At 61.3% G+C, this 16,624-nt stretch carries 13 protein-coding genes; 3 read left to right on the forward strand and 10 right to left on the reverse strand.

Annotated features, from left to right (window positions below; all coding sequences use genetic code 11):
• The 3 genes from K0V07_RS02745 to K0V07_RS02755 are packed head-to-tail and all read right to left on the reverse strand — an operon-like array spanning position 1 to position 1,974.
• Positions 1-837: an ABC transporter permease subunit gene (locus tag K0V07_RS02745; protein WP_220623004.1), complete on the reverse strand. Its 837-nt coding sequence runs from the start codon at positions 835-837 to the stop codon at positions 1-3.
• A 1-nt stretch (position 838) separates the two neighbouring features.
• Entirely contained in the window at positions 839-1,693 is an 855-nt protein-coding gene (locus K0V07_RS02750; protein ID WP_220623005.1) for an ABC transporter ATP-binding protein, read from the reverse strand.
• A complete protein-coding gene (locus tag K0V07_RS02755; protein ID WP_220623006.1) occupies positions 1,693-1,974 on the reverse strand; it encodes an acylphosphatase in 282 nt (93 codons plus the stop codon). Before K0V07_RS02755 ends, K0V07_RS02750 begins: the two co-directional genes overlap by 1 nt.
• A gap of 348 nt (positions 1,975-2,322) precedes the next feature.
• On the opposite strand from K0V07_RS02755, the gene K0V07_RS02760 reads away from it, so the two are divergent.
• The gene (locus K0V07_RS02760; RefSeq protein WP_220623007.1) at positions 2,323-3,021 is read left to right on the forward strand and encodes a hypothetical protein; all 699 of its coding nucleotides are present in this window, start codon (positions 2,323-2,325) and stop codon (positions 3,019-3,021) included.
• Positions 3,022-3,105: 84 nt separating this feature from the next.
• Here K0V07_RS02760 and ilvE read toward each other — a convergent pair whose 3' ends face one another.
• A complete protein-coding gene (gene ilvE / locus K0V07_RS02765; protein WP_220623008.1) occupies positions 3,106-3,972 on the reverse strand; it encodes a branched-chain-amino-acid transaminase in 867 nt (288 codons plus the stop codon).
• A gap of 93 nt (positions 3,973-4,065) precedes the next feature.
• Positions 4,066-4,539: a hypothetical protein gene (locus tag K0V07_RS02770; RefSeq protein WP_220623009.1), complete on the reverse strand. Its 474-nt coding sequence runs from the start codon at positions 4,537-4,539 to the stop codon at positions 4,066-4,068.
• 204 nt (positions 4,540-4,743) lie between these two features.
• Between K0V07_RS02770 and K0V07_RS02775 the strand changes: the two genes are divergently transcribed.
• Positions 4,744-6,342: a sodium/solute symporter gene (locus tag K0V07_RS02775; RefSeq protein WP_220623010.1), complete on the forward strand. Its 1,599-nt coding sequence runs from the start codon at positions 4,744-4,746 to the stop codon at positions 6,340-6,342.
• A gap of 33 nt (positions 6,343-6,375) precedes the next feature.
• On the forward strand, positions 6,376-6,801 hold the full coding sequence (locus K0V07_RS02780) for a hypothetical protein (protein ID WP_220623011.1): 426 nt from the start codon (positions 6,376-6,378) through the stop codon (positions 6,799-6,801).
• On the opposite strand, the gene K0V07_RS02785 is transcribed toward K0V07_RS02780, so the two are convergent.
• From K0V07_RS02785 to K0V07_RS02805, 5 genes are all read right to left on the reverse strand, one after another.
• Entirely contained in the window at positions 6,782-7,267 is a 486-nt protein-coding gene (locus tag K0V07_RS02785) for a GNAT family N-acetyltransferase (protein ID WP_220623012.1), read from the reverse strand. The two genes, K0V07_RS02780 and K0V07_RS02785, sit on opposite strands and share 20 nt — an antisense overlap.
• A gap of 115 nt (positions 7,268-7,382) precedes the next feature.
• A complete protein-coding gene (locus K0V07_RS02790; RefSeq protein ID WP_220623013.1) occupies positions 7,383-8,114 on the reverse strand; it encodes an alpha/beta hydrolase in 732 nt (243 codons plus the stop codon).
• Between the two features lie 28 nt (positions 8,115-8,142).
• Positions 8,143-11,865 carry a chromosome segregation protein SMC gene (smc, locus tag K0V07_RS02795; RefSeq protein WP_220623014.1) on the reverse strand — a complete coding sequence of 1,241 codons (3,723 nt, stop codon included), beginning with the start codon at positions 11,863-11,865 and terminating at the stop codon, positions 8,143-8,145.
• Between the two features lie 159 nt (positions 11,866-12,024).
• The gene (locus K0V07_RS02800) at positions 12,025-13,515 is read right to left on the reverse strand and encodes an efflux transporter outer membrane subunit (RefSeq protein WP_220623015.1); all 1,491 of its coding nucleotides are present in this window, start codon (positions 13,513-13,515) and stop codon (positions 12,025-12,027) included.
• The gene (locus K0V07_RS02805) at positions 13,512-16,622 is read right to left on the reverse strand and encodes an efflux RND transporter permease subunit (protein WP_220623016.1); all 3,111 of its coding nucleotides are present in this window, start codon (positions 16,620-16,622) and stop codon (positions 13,512-13,514) included. The genes K0V07_RS02800 and K0V07_RS02805 overlap by 4 nt, the downstream gene beginning before the upstream one ends.
• Positions 16,623-16,624: the final 2 nt, after the last annotated feature.

A 16,624-nucleotide genomic window follows, 5' to 3' on the forward strand; every position in this document is an offset into this window, starting at 1 on the left:
TTAGATCTCCCGGCGGCGGAATGAATAGACGGACAGGCCGATAAAGACGATGATGTACACCAGCCCGTACCCGGCGATGGCCCACGGCGTCGAGGCGCTCAACGTCTCTGTCCCGCCCGGGAAAAGCATGACATCGCCGACGTTGAACATCTGGAAGTTCGGGAAGAGCAGTGAAAGCGTCCAAACGACACCCTTGATCACAGGGTTGCCGATACTGTCCCAACTGTCGCGGGCAATGTACTGGAGCTGACAGATGATCATGACGAAGAACGAAACCACCACCGAGTAGAGGTTCGTGTTCGAGAAACTGGAGACGAACAGCGTAATCGCGCAGAGCACCCCGAGCTTGATCCACTGGAGCGCCGCAAAACCGGCCAGCCCCAGGTAGTTCACCATGCGCTTACCCTCAAACTGGTCGCCAAAGCGCTGCATGAGCGAGCTCTCGCGCCAGTAGAGCATGATCCCGAGGATACCCGTCATCAGAAGAATGAAGACGAGCAGCAGCAGGAACACGCCGAGAAACTTACCCGCCAGGAACTCCCAGCGGTACACGGGCTTGGCCAGGATGGTCAGCGCGGTGCGGTTCTCGATCTCGCTGTAAAAGAGCTGCGCGGTGGCGACGACGGCCAGAATTGAACCGAAGAGCAGGATCGCCCCCAGACCAAAGTCCGCAATGAACTTCAACTCTCCACTCCCGAAGTCGAACTGGCGGAAGAAGCGCGAGCTGACGATCAGCGCGATGGAAAGAATGACCAGGGCGTTGAAAAACTTCTGCCGGACAGCGTCCAGAAAAGTGTTTCGCCCGATGGTGAGGATACGGCGACAGGCTCCGTTCATACTACTTGCTCCCTCCCTTCCCGGTGCTCTTGAGGAAAAGATCGTCCAGTGAAATACGTGGCGTCCCCACATCGAGCAGCTTGCCGCCATGTTTGGCGAGCACGGCCTCGATCTCGGCCTTGGCGGCCGGGTCAAAGTTTTGGACAACCAGCGACTGCTGATCATGCTTGGCCAGCAGATCGTCGACCGGACCGGCCAGGACGACCTTGCCGCGGTCCATGATAGCCACCCGGTCACACACGCCCTCGACCTGCGCCAGCAGGTGCGAACAGAGCAGGATGGTCTTGCCCTGCTTTTTCAGCTCGCGGATGAGGTCGGCGATAGCCGCTGAGCCGATCGGGTCGACCCCGGCAGTAGGCTCGTCCAGGATGATAAGCTTCGGGTCGTGGACAATCGCCTGGGCGATCCCGATGCGCTGGAGCATCCCCTTGGAGTAGGTGCCTACCCGGCGGTCAGCCGCCTCGGTCAGCCCGACCATCTCCAGCACGTCTTTCACGCGTGCCTTAATGCTGCGGGGCTCCACGCGGCAGACCTTGGCGTAGAACTTGAGCAGCTCGCGGCCGGTCAGGTATCGGTAGAAGTACGGGGCCTCCGGCAAGAAGCCGACATTGAGCCGGGACTTCACCTGTCGGCTCGGCGTACCGTAGATCTCACAGCCGCCGGATGTCGGCTCCAGCAGACCGAGTACGACCTTCATCGTCGTGCTCTTACCGCAGCCGTTGGGCCCGAGCAGGCCGAAAACCTCGTTATCGTTAATATCGAGAGAGACATCGTCCACGGCCCGCAATTTCCAGCCTCTGAGGCCGATGCGGAAGTCCTTGACGAGATTATGGATACGAATGGCGGGGGCTTCCATTAACGCGTGATGGTAAAGCCACGATAGTTCGCTTGGCAAGTTTCTGTTTTCACCTCCGTATCGCGGATGTACGAGCGCAGCGTGCGCTGCACCTCCTCGACAAACCCCTCGACCTCTTTCCGTTCGCCCTCGGCCCGCACATAGACGCGCCCGTCGGCCAGATTCTTGACCTCCCCGACGACCGCGAACTCCTTGGCCACCTGAAGGGTCGAGTAGCGGAAGCCCACTCCCTGGACATGGCCGGAGAAGTGTACATCAGCAGCAAAAACAGTGTCGGACATAGATTTTAGGAAAATAGGGGTGATCGGAGCGCCCATGTAAGAGGATCGAGAGCGATTGGTCAATTTTTTGACAACCGACCAGCGCATGCAAAACCAGCGCGGCAGCTCTCGGCAATTCGCACAAACGTTAGGCCAGGATATCGTTTCCCTTTAGCAGACAGGCTTCGAGGGTGACAAGCGGTAGAAAAGCCAAAACAGGCGGGGTTTCGGGTGAGAGAAATGCAAAAAAATTGGCCTCTTACCTGCTGGATGAGAGCACGATAGGACTTCTCATGAATTGGAGATTGAAAATTTTTACCTTCTGAGAAAGCTTAGCATCAACATTAACCGCCAACCCAGGCACACCACATGAGTGGATTCGATTTCGAAAACTTTTCAGACGGAGATTGGGATCAGAATGAAGAATTGGCCTGGAATGAGTATGATTGGCAGCGGTACCTGAGGCAGAACGAACGCGAAATTTCCGACTTCCTCACCCACTACCACAAACTCAAACACGAGCCTGATCACCTGGACGCCATCGCCCGCATCATGGGCTGGGACCGGGAAGAATGGTCCCCCGGCGAAATGGTCGAAGACACGGACTTCGACGCCCAGGAAGAAAACGAGCGCCCGCGCAGCTCCAGCGAAGGTGACATGGATCCGTACACGATCCACAAGCACCCGGTCTTTATCGTCACGCATGGACTTTACCAGCACCTCTTCAAGTGCTGGGAGATGTTCACGCTCCAGAACCAGCGCTCGATCAGCCCGGTCATGGTGGGGCGCTTCGGGGCGAGCCTACACGCTGGCGAGATCAACGCAGTCATGGCCATCAACGCCCTGGACATGGGCGACTACAACCTGACTATCTGCCACCTGAAGAACTCGCTTTCCGCGCTCAACCACAGCCTGGCCCTCCTCCAGAAGCTCTCGATCAAGAACGATCGCATCCTCAACCTCTTCCAGTCCGAGACGACACGCACGCTCTTCGACTTGCGCGAGGTCTGGCTGCGCGTCATGAACGACTGCCGTGAGGAAGAACGCCGCGGCTCGGACAGCGAATAGCTTCGTCCAGAAAGCTGAATCATTTAAACAAAAAGCCCGGTTCGATCACGAACCGGGCTTTTTTATGAATACTGAAAAGAGACCTTAGAGCATGGTGCCGTCTTGGGTCACGCGGGCACGGAAGGCTTCGAGGAAGCGCTGGGTCACGGGGCCGGGGGTGCCGTCTCCGATCTTGCGGTGGTCCACCTCGATCACGCCGATAATCTCCGCCGCTGAGCCGGTGAGGAACATCTCCTCGGCCACCCACAAATCATAGCGGGTGAGCAGGGACTCAACCACCGGCACGTCGAGATCGGCCGCGATTTCCAGCACGGCTTCGCGGGTGATACCCGTGAGCGAGCCCGAGGCAACCGGCGGAGTGAAGAGCTTACCGCCCTGCAGCACGAAGAGGTTATCCCCGGTGCACTCGGCCACGTAGCCCTCGTTGTTGAGCATGATGGCCTCAGCGTAGCCGAGGTTGCCCGCCTCAATCTTCGCCATGATGTTATTGAGGTAGTTCAGGCTCTTGACCATCGGGGGCAGCGCTGCCGGGCTGTTACGCCGGGTGGCCGATGTGATGACCTTAAGGCCCTTCTGGTAAATCTCGGGCGGGTACAGCTCAATCTGGTCGGCGATGATGATCATCTGCGGATCGCTGCAGCTCTTGGGAGAAAGCCCGAGCGCACCGGCACCGCGCGTGACGATGAGGCGGATGTAGCCGTCGGTCACGCCATTCTGGCGGCAGCTCTCACAGACGGCCTCGGAGATCTCGGCGCGGGTCCAGGGCAGATCGAGCATGATAGCCTTGGCGGAGTACTCGAGGCGCTTGAGGTGCTCATCGAGCTTGAAAACACAGCCTTCGTATACGCGAATGCCTTCGAAGATACCGTCCCCGTAGAGGAAGCCATGGTCGAAGACCGACACCTTTGCCTCGTGTCGCTCGTAATACGTGCCGTTTATATAGATTTTCATCACTCGTAAAAAGAGCGAGACATACCCCTCAAGGCTGAGATTGTCTAGGCAGAAAAGCGTCTAACCTCGCGCGGAGGTGCTCAGACGGCGAGCTTAGCCAGCATCCACCAGCGACGGTGCTGGCTGGGCACGAGGCTTACGCTTGAGCGACCTGGCAGAAACAGGGCACAGGGTAAGCACCATGGGAGCTTCCACAGCCTCCCCATCGGGGTCCCTCAGCGGCAAAAAGGACGCGCGGCGCACAGCCTCTGTGCATATCGCCACCACCTCCAGATGGGTCGTGCGCACCATCTTTATGTTGGTTGCCTTGCCGGTTTTGCTCACCGTAAACCTCAAAACCGTCTCGGGCCGTATGCCCCAAAACTCCAAGTGCGACGGTAAAACCGGAGGCTCCAGATATGCCACTCGTGGCAAGCCCGACTCCATCTCCTGGCCCGGAACGGGGGCTCCCGGGGCAGGCGTCTGACCACCCTGGCCAAAGCACAACGCGAAGACGAACACAAGCAATGCGCCTGCAACCAAGGCGATCAAGGGGATGGCGTCTGATGAAATGAAGCTCGTGTCCATACCGCAAGCAACCGGTGGAGAGTTGGCAGAGTATCTTCATAAGGCTGTGACAAAACAAGCACACGCATGTAACCCATTCTCAATATTCACTTAGCTTATAAAATAACGCTCAAAAGCTAATGCCCAACATCCTAACAACACTCGCCCAGAGAGTAGAAACTTTGTTTCGCCATGGGGGCGCGGCTTTGCTAAGCCTTTGGTCCCATGAACGCCTTGGACTGGACGATCGTTGTGCTCTACCTCGTCGGCATGATCGGTCTGAGTGCGTGGCTGTCCCTGCGCCAGCGTGACCAGAAGGACTATTATCTGGGTGGGAACAACACCGGGCCCCTGCCCATCGCCCTCTCCACCATGGCCACACAGTGCTCCACGAATAGCCTGCTGGGTGCCCCGGCGACCGTGGCCTTCGTAGCTGGAGGCGGGCTGGTCTGGCTCCAGAACGAGCTGGCGGTGCCCTTTGCCATGATTGTGCTGATGGCCTTTCTCATGCCCAAGCTGCGCAGCCTCGGGCTGGTCTCGATCTACGCCTATCTGGAGAAACGCTTCTCCCTGAGCACACGGCTGCTGATGAGCGCAACCTTTCTGCTGCTAAGGGCCTTTGCCACCGGGGTGACGGTCTATGGGGCGGCACTGGTCGTCCACCTGACCACCGGCATCGACATGACGCTGGCGGCAATCACACTGGGCGTGGTCACGGCGGTCTACGACATGCTTGGCGGGATGAAGGCCGTCATCGTCTCCGACGTGATCCAGATCATCATCCTGTGGGGCTCGATTCTGGCCGCACTCGGCATGGCCCTGTACCTGAACGGTGGCTGGACGGCCACCTGGGCAAACTTCCCCGAGGCGCGCTCGGCGGCTCTCCAACTGGGCGACTTCGGTTTTAACAAGGGCGACACCTTTGCCTTCTGGCCGATGGCGATCGGCGGATTTTTCCTCTATCTGGCCTACTACGGCTGCGACCAGACACAGGCCCAGCGCAGCCTCTCCACCCGCAACATCCGGGAGACGAATCTGGCGCTGTTCATCGGCGGGATACTGCGCTTCCCGCTGGTAGCCAGCTACTGCATGCTGGGCGTGGCCATCGGGGCCTACTCCGCCCTGCACAAAGACTTTATCATGTCCCTGCTGGGGCCAGACGGGAACCCGCGCTTTGACCTGGCGGTGCCGGTCTTCGTCACGCACCACTTCCCCCACGGGTTGATCGGGCTGGTCATGGTGGGGCTGTTTGCCGCGGCCATGTCCTCGCTGGACTCGACACTGAACTCCATGAGCGCGGTCACGATGCAGGACTTCGTGGAGCGCTTCAGCAAGAAGGAGCTGAGCTCGCGCGCCCAGCTCATCTGGTCGAAGCTGACCACGCTGTTCTGGGGCATGCTCTGCCTGGGCTTTTCCTTCTTCGTGGATCAGCTGGCCGGGTCGATCCTGGTGGCGATCAACATGATCTCCTCGCTCATGAACGGCCCGCTCCTGGCCATCTTTACCATGGGGATGCTCTCGCGCCGGATCAACGCCGCCGGAGCGATCAGCGGTCTGGTGGCAGGGCTGGGCGTCAACACCGCACTGTGGGTCTGCGCCCCGCAGGTGTCGTTTCTGTGGTGGAACGTGTCAGGGCTCATCGCCGCCTGGGTGGTCGGCTACGCCGTCAGCCTGAGCACGAAACGCCCGGCACCGGAAAAGCTCGCCGGCAACGTCGTCTCCTTCGGCAAGGAGCCCGGCATGGACCACAAACAGTGGATGCCCTACTACCTCACCCTCGCCGCCTATGGGGTCGGGATTTTTATTTTACTGGCGTGCCTGTGAGGTAGCGGGTAGATCCTTTTTACCGCCTCTCCAATGAATATCCTTCGACTCATTCTCAGACTTATCATTATCGCCCTGTGCGGAATGACGATCTTCCAAAACCTGAGCACGGTGGACGGAAGTCTGCCTCTCAGCGACCTGATGAATCCGGTCTTGATCTGTTCACTCATCCCCCTCGGGCTGATTATCCTCGGTGCTGCCCTCTGTGGGAAGTACCCCGGCTGGCGATGGTTGGCAGTATGGACATCCTTACTCGCCTCAATCGGCGTCGTAATTCACGGTGTAAAATATGCAGTACCCTTTTACTTCGGCCTGAATTTCTCCCAAACCTCACCGACAAATGAAGGACCGGTAGGCTTTGTGGTCGGTCTCCATTTCCTAATCATTGCGGCTGTCATGGCAAAACTCGGCGGACCTAAACGCCTCGAGGAGGAACCCCTCACAACTCCTGATACATGACGAGCGTGTCCACGTAGCCGCGGGTCGCATGCTTGAAGGCGCCGGGGCAGCGCCCGATGATGCGGAAGCCGAGCTTCGTCCACAGGGACACAGCGGCCTCGTTGGTGGAGACCACGATGTTAAACTGGATGGCCCGGTAGCCCTCCTCACGACTGTGTTTTAAAGAAAATTCGCCCAGCGCGCGCCCGACACCCTTACCGTGGTGGTCGGGGTGGACCATGTAGGAGCCATTCGAGATGTGCGAGCCGAGCCCCATCTGCACGGGCTTGATGATGCAGGTGCCAACGATCTCACCGTCAATCTCGGCGACAAAGGGCTTGTGCGCGATCCAGTGCGCGCGGAAAAGCTCCGGGCTGGAGTCCTGCGGAAAGACGTAGGTATCGCCACCGGCGACGACGCGGCTGAAAATTTCCCAGATGGCGGGCTCGTCCTCGGGGCGGGCGGGGCGGATGCGGATTTCACTCATGGTTCGTTATGGCAAGAGAGACATCCTCTAACGACGCAAAGTTCCTCCGCTTAAGCGACACTAGCCAGCGTCCCCTAGCCTACGCTCTCGGCACGCCCGATCGGGAACGATCTTTTTACTGGCCGGCCGGGGCCGCCATCAGTTGATCGTAGACATACACAAACAGATCCGTACCGGCGGGGAGCTTCGGCAGGTCGTTATTGCTGTCACCAAACACAGTGACGGGTATTCCCAGCTCACGGCAGCGTTCGGCCATCAACTCCGTGTAGCGGGGATGGTGAACAATATCCTCATAGTCGGCGTGACTGAAAAGGGTCAGCGGGATCGGTCTCCCGTGGAAAAGATCCTCGTACTCGTCAAAGCGGTAGGGCTGAGCGATGGCCAGGCACGCGGCGATGGGCAGGTCCGTGCCGTAGCTGAGATACTCGACGATAAGAGCGCCCGCCGAGCTGCCACACAGGACGATCTGCTCCGGGTCGATATTGTACTCGGCCGCATGCTCGATGAGAAAATCGACGGCCAGCTCAGCCTCCTGCGCGATGGGAACGTAACCCCGGTGGTCCAGATCGGGAATCGTTTCCCCGGTCTCCTGATGGGCGTCTCCGATCACGGGGTACTCGACGCTGACCACGGCGACGCCCCGGTCCATCATCAACGACAGACGTGTCTTCCCGATACCGCCGTTCTTATCACCACGCTTAAATCCGCCTCCATGGAAAAAGATGAAAACCGGCGTCGGCTCGTCGGACTCGGGCAGCCAGATATCGAGGAGCGAGCGCTCGTAGTTATCGCTGTAGCGGACGTCGTAATCGGCGGGAGGAGGAGGGGGCGGAGGAGGAAGGTCCATGATAAAAGCTGGCGGAAGAAGCGCTATCTCAGATCCCGGCACCGGCTTCCTCGACTTCGATAGCCTCGTCGGTCTCGGAGTTGAAGCGCATGGAGACCAGGCGGGTGACTCCGCGCTCCTGCATGGTGACGCCGTAGATCGAGTTAGCGGCAGAGACGGTACGCTTACTGTGCGTGACCACGAGGAACTGCGAGTACTTCGTGAACTGCTTCAGGATGCCGACGAAGCGCCCGATGTTCGCGTCGTCGAGTGGAGCGTCCAGCTCGTCGAGCACGGCAAAGGGGCTGGGCTTGACCATGTAGATCGCGAACAGCAGGCCCACGGCCGTCATGGTGCGCTGGCCCCCGGAGAGCAGCGAAAGCGTCTTCAGCTTCGTACCGGGAGGGCGGGCGGTGATCTCGATCCCGGAGTCGAGGATGTCCTCGGCCTCGATCAGGGCGAGGTCGGCCAGACCGCCACCAAAGAGTTTCTCGAAGGTGAACTTAAAGTTTTTGCGGATCTGCTCGAAGGTCTCGGAGAACATCTGCTGCGAGGTCGTGTTGATCTCGTCGATGGCCTTGAGCAGCTCTTCCTTGGACTTCCAGAGGTCCTCGCTCTGGGAGTTGAGGAAGTCGTAGCGCTCCTTGAGCTCGGCGTACTCCTCGATGGCCACGAGGTTAACCGCGCCCAGCGAGTGGATGCGGTTGCGCAGGTCGCGGATCTCATCCTCCACGCTCGACCAGTCGGTATCGTCCATGGCTGCGAAGTCCTCGGCGGTGGGCTCACCACGCTCGCCCTTGGACTTGGCGACCAAGCCCTCGTCCTCGTCAATGTCGTCGAGTTTGATCCGAGTCTCGAACTTCTCGTCAGCGGACCAGAGTTCCTTCTTCCAGTCGATGTACTGGATGTCGCGCTCGTACTCGGTCATGACCTTGTCGGCCAGGAAATTGGTCTGCGAACGCTCCTCGGCCAGCTTAACCTCGCAGCCGTTGAGGGCGGTTTCCTTTTCGCGCAGCTCGGTGCGCTCGCCACCCAGCTCGTTCTCGTACTCGCGGATGGCGGCCTCAACGGTGTTGAGGGCTTCGCGCTTACCCGCGAGAGTCTCGCTGGTGACGGAAAGGGTCTTCTCGATCTCGGTGGCACGGGCGCGCTGGGTCTCCGAGTTAGTCTCCAACTCCTCAACCTGACTGCGGAGCGTGTCGGCCTCCTGACGGCGGCGCAGCAGACGCTCCTCAAGCTCGCGAGCCTGCGAACGGGCCTCTGTCAGGCCACGGTCCAGCAGCTCCAGACGCTGGCGCTTCTCCGCCAGTTCTAGGCGTACCTCGGCCAGGCCCTCCTGGTGAGCATCGCGCTCAGTACGCATATGCTGGAGTCCGCTCTCGGTGGCTGAAATTTTCTCGCGTTGCTCGTTGAGGGCGGCCTCTGCCCCGTCGAGACTGGCCCGCCCCTCCTCAAGGCGCTTTTCGGCGTCCTCGCGGTTTGCCTCCAACTCCTCCAGCTGCTTCTGCTGGCGGTTGAGGGCGTGCTGGTTCTCGTTGATCGAGCTCTCGACGGCGCGCAGCTCAGCCTTGAGACTGGAGAGCTCCTGGCGCATCTCGTTTTCGCGCTGGCGGTTCTCCTCGACAGCCTGATCGGCCGCGTCCATGTCGGACTGCAGTTGCATCGCCCGCTCGTTGAGCTGAGTCAGCTTTTCGTTGTCCTCGGTAATCTGCGTACGCAGCTGCTTAATGAGCGCCACGCGCTGGATAAAGCTCTGCTCCTGCTGGCCCTTGCGGGGGCCGCCACCGAAGACCAGACCCCGGCGGTCGATCAACTCGCCGGTCTGAGTGGCCACGAGCGTAAAGTTAAAGTCCGGCCGCTCGGCCCAGAAGTCGAGAAACTGCCCCAGGCTCTCGCACAGGTAGCAGCCTTCGAGGAAATTACTGACCAGCTCCTTGGCGGAATCATCGCGGCCACGGGCCACCGTGTGTGCGGGCACGAGCCACTCCGGCAGGCCCTCGTTGGCGGTACCCGAGGCGGGAGCTGCAACCTGCAGGCAGACGCGCCCGAGCTTGCGCTCTTCCAGCGCGGCCATGACCTCGGAAGCGCGGGACTTGTCCCGCAGGACGATGGCGTCAGCAGAGCCGCCCAGCAGGGTTTCAATCCCCCCAGCGTATCCCTCGTTGATGTCGAGCAAGGCCGTCAGCGGGTGAAATTGATCGCGGGCAACGACTTCGTCGAGCTTGCCCTGAAGAATGGCCTTGGCCCCGGCAGAGAAGCCCTCGAAGCGCTTCTGGAGGTCTTCCAGCGTGGTCAGCTTCGCGCTCTGGCGGGCGACCGTGCGGTCCATTTCCTGGATCTCCTTTTGCAGCTCACGGAACTCGCCGCGCAGGCGCTGGACATCCTCCTGAGCCTGGCTGACGGATGCGGCAGCCTCCTCGGCCTGGCGCTCACGCTCCTCCAGGACACGGGCGGTCTCATCACGCCGGGCAGCCAGCACCTCTCCCTGCTCACGGGTCTGGTAGACGCCGTCGCTGAGGTCCCCGTGCTTGACCTGAAAGGTCTTCAAATCCACCTCCAGCGTCGTGCACTGGGAGCGCAGACGGGTGAGCGAGCCCTCCTTGATCAAGAGGTCGCGCTTGAGTTCCTCCAGCGAGTTTTCGGAGTTACGCAGGTTGGCCAGCAGGCCCTGAAAAGCTTCGTTACGCTCGCGAAAGGCCTCGTCGGAGTTGCCCATGAGGTCGAGCGCCATCTGTTTGTCCTGCTCGGTGGAGGCGGCCTTCTCGTCGAGCGAGGAGCGCTGCTGCTCCAGGCCCACCAGCTCGGTCTCGATCTCCTCGATGCGCTTGGAGACATCCCCGATACGCACCTCGGCAAAGTCGGCCTGGTTGGCGGCGTTCTCCATCTGCGAGCGCAGGTCGGAGACGGCCTGCTGGGCCTCCTGCAGGGCGGCAAAGAGTTCGGTGCGCTCGGCACGCTGGGTTTCCAGCCCCAGCTCGGCCTCGGACAGATGGGCAGAAAGGCGGCTGACCTCGGAGCGCAGCTGCTCGGCCTTTTTCTCCACATCGGCGACCGCGCCCTTACGGCGAGCGTACTGGAAGGTGTTCCAGGCCAGGTCGAGGTGCGTCAGGCGGTGCTTGATACGCTGGTAGCGCAGGGCCTTACTGGCCTGGCGCTTGAGGGAGCCGATCTGGCGGCCCACCTCCTCGATCACGTCGGTGACGCGCGAAAGGTTCTGGTCGACCAGCGCGAGCTTGTTCAGAGCCTCCTTGCGCTGGGCCTTGTAGCGGGTGATCCCGGCGGCCTCTTCAAAGATCGTGCGGCGCTCCTGCGGGTTCGAGGAAAGGATCTGGTCGATCTGCCCCTGCATCATAAACGAGTAGCTGGCACGGCCAACCCCGGTGTCCATGAACAGGTTCTGAATGTCCTTCAGGCGGCAGCGCTTGCCATTGATGAAGTAGTCGCCCCCACCCTCACGGTCCACGCGACGGGTGATTTCCACCTCATTAAAGCGCGTCCCCAGCTCGGCCTCACAGTCCGAGAAGATGAGCGACACCTCGCAGGAAGGCAGCGGCTTACGCCGGTCGGTCCCCTGGAAAATCACGTCCAGCATCTTGGTCCCGCGCATGGCCTTGGCGGACTGCTCGCCGAGCACCCAACGGATCGCGTCCACGATGTTGCTCTTGCCGCAGCCGTTAGGCCCGACAATACAGGTCACACCCTTGTCCAGCTGGACGCGCGTGCGGTCGGCAAAGCTTTTAAAGCCGTTGATAACGAGTTCGCGGAGATACATTCAGACTAAAAGTTGGTCTATGTAGGCCCACAGGCACGTTCCCGCAACCCCTTTTTGCGGATGGGCACGGAGGGGGAGAAAGACAGGCCCCTGCCGCAGCCGGGGATTCCCCTCACTATCCGCTCAGGGAGCACCGGGCATGCCAGCTAAAAACACACCTCACTTGAGGTCCTGCTCGGAGGGCTGAGGCGGGGCGGCGTTGAGCAGGCTGTTTTTGAGGGCCTCCGTATCGTCGAGCGAATCCAGATCGGGCCGGGTCCAGCCACCCCCGAGAGCACGGATGAGGTCGAGCTGGCGGGCATAGAGCGCGTTTTCGAGCTCGGCCAGGATGAGGGCGTTGTTGAGGGCGGTGCGCTCGGTGTCCACGACCTCCAAATAGTTGACCAGCCCGTTTTCATAGCGCTGCTGGGCCAGATCGGCGGCCGAGCGAGCGTCCGTGGCGGCATCGCGTTGGGCGGCAATCTGATGGCGCAGGGTCTCCAAGGCAGCCAGCGCGTCCTCGACCTCCCGGAAAGCCGTCAGCACCTGCCCGCGGTAAAACTCCAGCAGCTCGCGGTATTCGGCCTTGGCCTCATCGACCTGGCTGGCAACACGCCCGGCGTTGAAAACCGGCATGCTCACGCTCGGCCCCAACGATCCAAACAGGCTGGAGCGGGTAAACCAGTTCCCCGCGTCGGCGGCGGAAAAGCCCACATCCCCGGTGATCATGATGCGCGGAAAGTACTCGGCCGTACGGGCACCGATACGCTCGCTGGCAGCACGGACGAGGTTCTCGGCCTGGGCGAGGTCCGGGCGGCGCTCCAAGAGCGTGGAGGGCACGGCGCCCGGAGAGGGCGGCAGGTACGGCACCCAGTCAGGATCGGCAGACACAGAAAAATCGCTCGGATAAGCGCCCAGGAGGATGGCCAGGGCGTTTTCGGCCAAGGCCCGGCGGCGACGAAAACCCTCCAGCTCCGAACGCGCGATGGACCACTCCGTACGGGCCTGAAAAAACTCCAGATCATCGGCCAGACCGCTGGAGCGCCGAACCTCCACCAGATCGAGCGACTCCCTGCGCCCCTTCACCGTCCGCTCCAGAAACTCGATGCGCTGGTCGAGCGTACGAATCTCAAAGTACTGCTGCCCGACCATGGTCTGCACGAGGACAACGGCGTAGCCGTAGGCATCGGCCTGCGCCTGCGCTTCAGCCAGCGCGGAAGCACTCAGGCGGCGAACCCGCCCCCAGACATCCAGCTCCCAGGCCAGCCCGAGAGCCGAGGAGAAATTATTGCGCGTGCTGGCATCCCCGTAGGGTTGGGTCTGATTACCCGAGCTGCGCTGGCGCACCGCCTCGGTGAAAAAGTCCACCTGCGGGAAAAGCTCTGAGCGGGCCACACCAACCGAGGCGGCAGCACGGTCCACCCGTGCCAAGGCAGCTCCGATGTCAGGGTTAGCTTCCGTGGCGGTTTCGATCAGGGCTGTCAGCTCCGGGTCATCGTAGGCAGCCCACCACTGGGCAGACATACGCTCCTGCGTGGCTTTATCCTCGTAGCGCAGCTCGGCAGGCGTCTCCAGGTCCGGGCGCTCATAGTCGGGGCCGACCATGCACCCTCCTACCCCCAGGGCAACGAGGGCGGGCACAGTCGTTTTCAGATGGGGAAAGGGCGTCATTCCTTGAAAGCTTTCTGGCTGGCTTCGGCTTCGATGCGCTGGGCGCGCGCGTTGGGGCCGGAGGTGAAGCGGCCCAGGAAGTTGTAGGCCCACGGCACCGCGAACAGCGTCAGCAGCGAGGCCAGCGACACGCCGAAGAAGATCACGATACCGATCGTCATGCGATTCTCCGAGCCAGCCCCGGTGGCCAGCACCAGCGGAATCGCTCCGAAAACGGTCGAAATCGCCGTCATCGCAATCGGACGCAAGCGCAGCTCTGAGGCCCGCAGGATGGCGTCGCGCACGCTCATGCCCTCCTCGTCACGGAGCTGGTTGGCAAACTCCACGATGAGGATGCCGTTTTTAGCCGCCAGGCCGACCAGCATGACAATACCGATCTGCGAAAAGATATTCAGCGTGCCGCCGATAAACACCAGCCCCCACAGTCCACCGGCGATGGCCAGGGGCACCGTCAACAGGATGGTAAAGGGGTGAATCCAGCTCTCAAACTGCGCGGCAAGCACAAGGAAAACCATGATCAGCGAGAAGCCGAAGACAAAGTAGATCGCCCCCTGCGCGTCGATAAACTCGCGCGACTCGCCCTTGTAGTCGATCTGGGCACGGGCGGGCAGCTTCTCACGCACGGTTCCGCGCAGGAACTCCAACGCCTCACCCAGCGTGTAGCCCTCGGCCAGGTTCGCGGAGATGGTCACCGCCCGCAGGCGGTTAAAGCGGTTGAGCGTGGAGGCCTCGGCGGTTTCGGTGATTTCGACCAGATTACTCAGGGGAATCAGCGTGCCGCTCTCCTCGGAGCGCACATAGATATTTGTCAGGTCGGTCGTGGTCTCGCGGTCGCTGTCACGGCCCTGCAGGATGACATCGTACTCCTCCCCTCGTTCCAGGAAGGTCGTCACCCGGCGCGAGCCGAAGAACGTCTCCAGCGTCTGTCCGATCTGGCGCAGGGACACGCCGAGGTCGGCGGCGCGCTCCTTGTCGACGTTGACGCGAAACTGCGGCTTGGTCTCCTTGAAATCCGTATCGACGTTGAGCAGATTCGGGTTGTCGCGGGCAGCCTCCAGGATAATGTCCTGCCACTCGCGCAGCTCCTCGTAGGTATTACCCCCGATGACGAACTGTACCGGCTCGCCGACGTTACGGGTCAGCCCGCTACGCTGGACGGGGAAAGCCCGCACACCGGCCAGACGCCCGAACTTGGGAGCAACCTCCCCCACGATCTCGTGGGAGGAGCGGCGCTGGTCAAAGTCCTCCAGCACCACGATAGCCATGCCGCCATTAAAGGAATTGGGGCTGCCGAAGCTGCGCGGCGTGCGCACCAGAATACGGTTGGCCTCACCCGCCTCGACCAGTGGCATCAGGTCGTTCTCGATCTCGCGCATGTACTGCTGCGAGTATTCATAGCTCGCGCCTTCCGGGGCGTTCATCAGGACAAAGAACACACCGCGGTCCTCGCGCGGGGCGAACTCAGAGTCCAGCTGCTTGAAACTAAAGACCATCGCTCCGGCGGCCAACAGGATCACACACGCGACGACCAGCGGGCGCGTGAGCGCACGGTCCAGCCAGCGGCGATACAAGCTCCCGGCATAGTGCAGTGAGCGGTCCACCTGCTGCGCAAAGCGTCCCTCTGTCTGCCCGGTGGACAACAAAAACGAGCACATCATGGGCGATAGCGTCAGCGCAATGATACTCGACACCCCGACCGCAGCCGCCAGCGCAAAGGCGAACTCACTGAAGAGGCGCCCGGTATTACCGGAGAGGAAACCAATCGGCACAAACACCGCGATCAGGACCAACGTGGTCGCGATGACGGCGAAGCTCACCTGCTTGGCCCCGCGCACAGAGGCCAGCGGCGGAGATTCGCCCAGATGGATGCGGCGGTAGATATTTTCCAACACCACGATGGCATCGTCCACCACCAGACCGATGGCCAGAAGCAGAGCCAGCAGCGTCAGCAGGTTCAGGGAGTAGCCCATGAACTGCAAAAAGATGAGCGCCCCGATGAGCGAGATGGGCACAGTAACCGCCGGCACCAGCACGGCCCGCACACTGCCCAGAAAAGCGAAGATCACCAGCACGACCAGCAACAGGGCGATCAACAGTGAAACGTAAATCTCGTTGATCGAGTCCTCGATGAAAAGCGTCCGGTCGTAGCTGCTGAACAAGCGCGTCCCCTCCGGCAGGGATTCCTGGATACGCTCGACTTCTTTTTTCACGCCACGAGCCACCTCCAGGGTATTGGCCGTGGACTGCGGGATGATTCCCAGCCCGATCATGTCCTGGCCGTTACCGCGCAACTCCTGGCGGTGTTCAACCGCACCGATCCGCGCCTCGGCGACCTCGCCCAGGCGGATCAAGTGGCCGTCAGCGCCCTCCCCGACCACGAGCCGGGCAAAGTCATCCTCCGTCTGATAGCCGCGCTGCGTACGCACGGTAAAGTAGCGGTCGGAGGAGTCGACGCGCCCGGCGGGCAGCTCGACGTTCTCGGCACGCAGCGCCTCCTCGACATCCGCCACCGTGATGCCGCGAGCGGCCATCGCGTCGCGGTCCAGCCACACACGCAGCGAATACTCGCGCGAGCCGCCGATACGGACGCGGGCCACGCCGTTTACAGTCGAGAGGCGGTCCACCAGGTAGCGGTCGGCGTAGTCGGTCAGCTCCAGGCCATTGAGGTTATCGCTGGCGAGGTTAAACCACATGATGACGTCGCCGCTGGAGTCCACCTTGAAGATTTCCGGCGGGTCGGCCTCGACCGGGAGATTATCCAGCGCACGCCCCACGCGCTCGCGCACGTCGTTCGAGGCGTTGTCGATGTTGCGGCTGAGCTCAAACTCGATGCTGATGTCGGACTGACCATCCTCACTGGAGGAAGTGATCGAGCGGATGCCCTCGATCCCGCTGATGCGGTCCTCCAGAAGCTGCGTGATCTTGGTATCAACCACGGCGGCGGACGCGCCCGGATAGGTCGTCTCGACCGAGACGATGGGCGGATCAATGTCCGGGTACTCACGCACCGGCAACTGCCGAAAGGACAGGTACCCGACCACGATCAACAGCAGACTCAGAACGGCTGCGAAGACCGGGCGCTTAACCGATAGTTCGGAAATATGCACGG

Source organism: Ruficoccus sp. ZRK36, assembly GCF_019603315.1.
Lineage (GTDB): Bacteria > Verrucomicrobiota > Verrucomicrobiia > Opitutales > Cerasicoccaceae > Ruficoccus.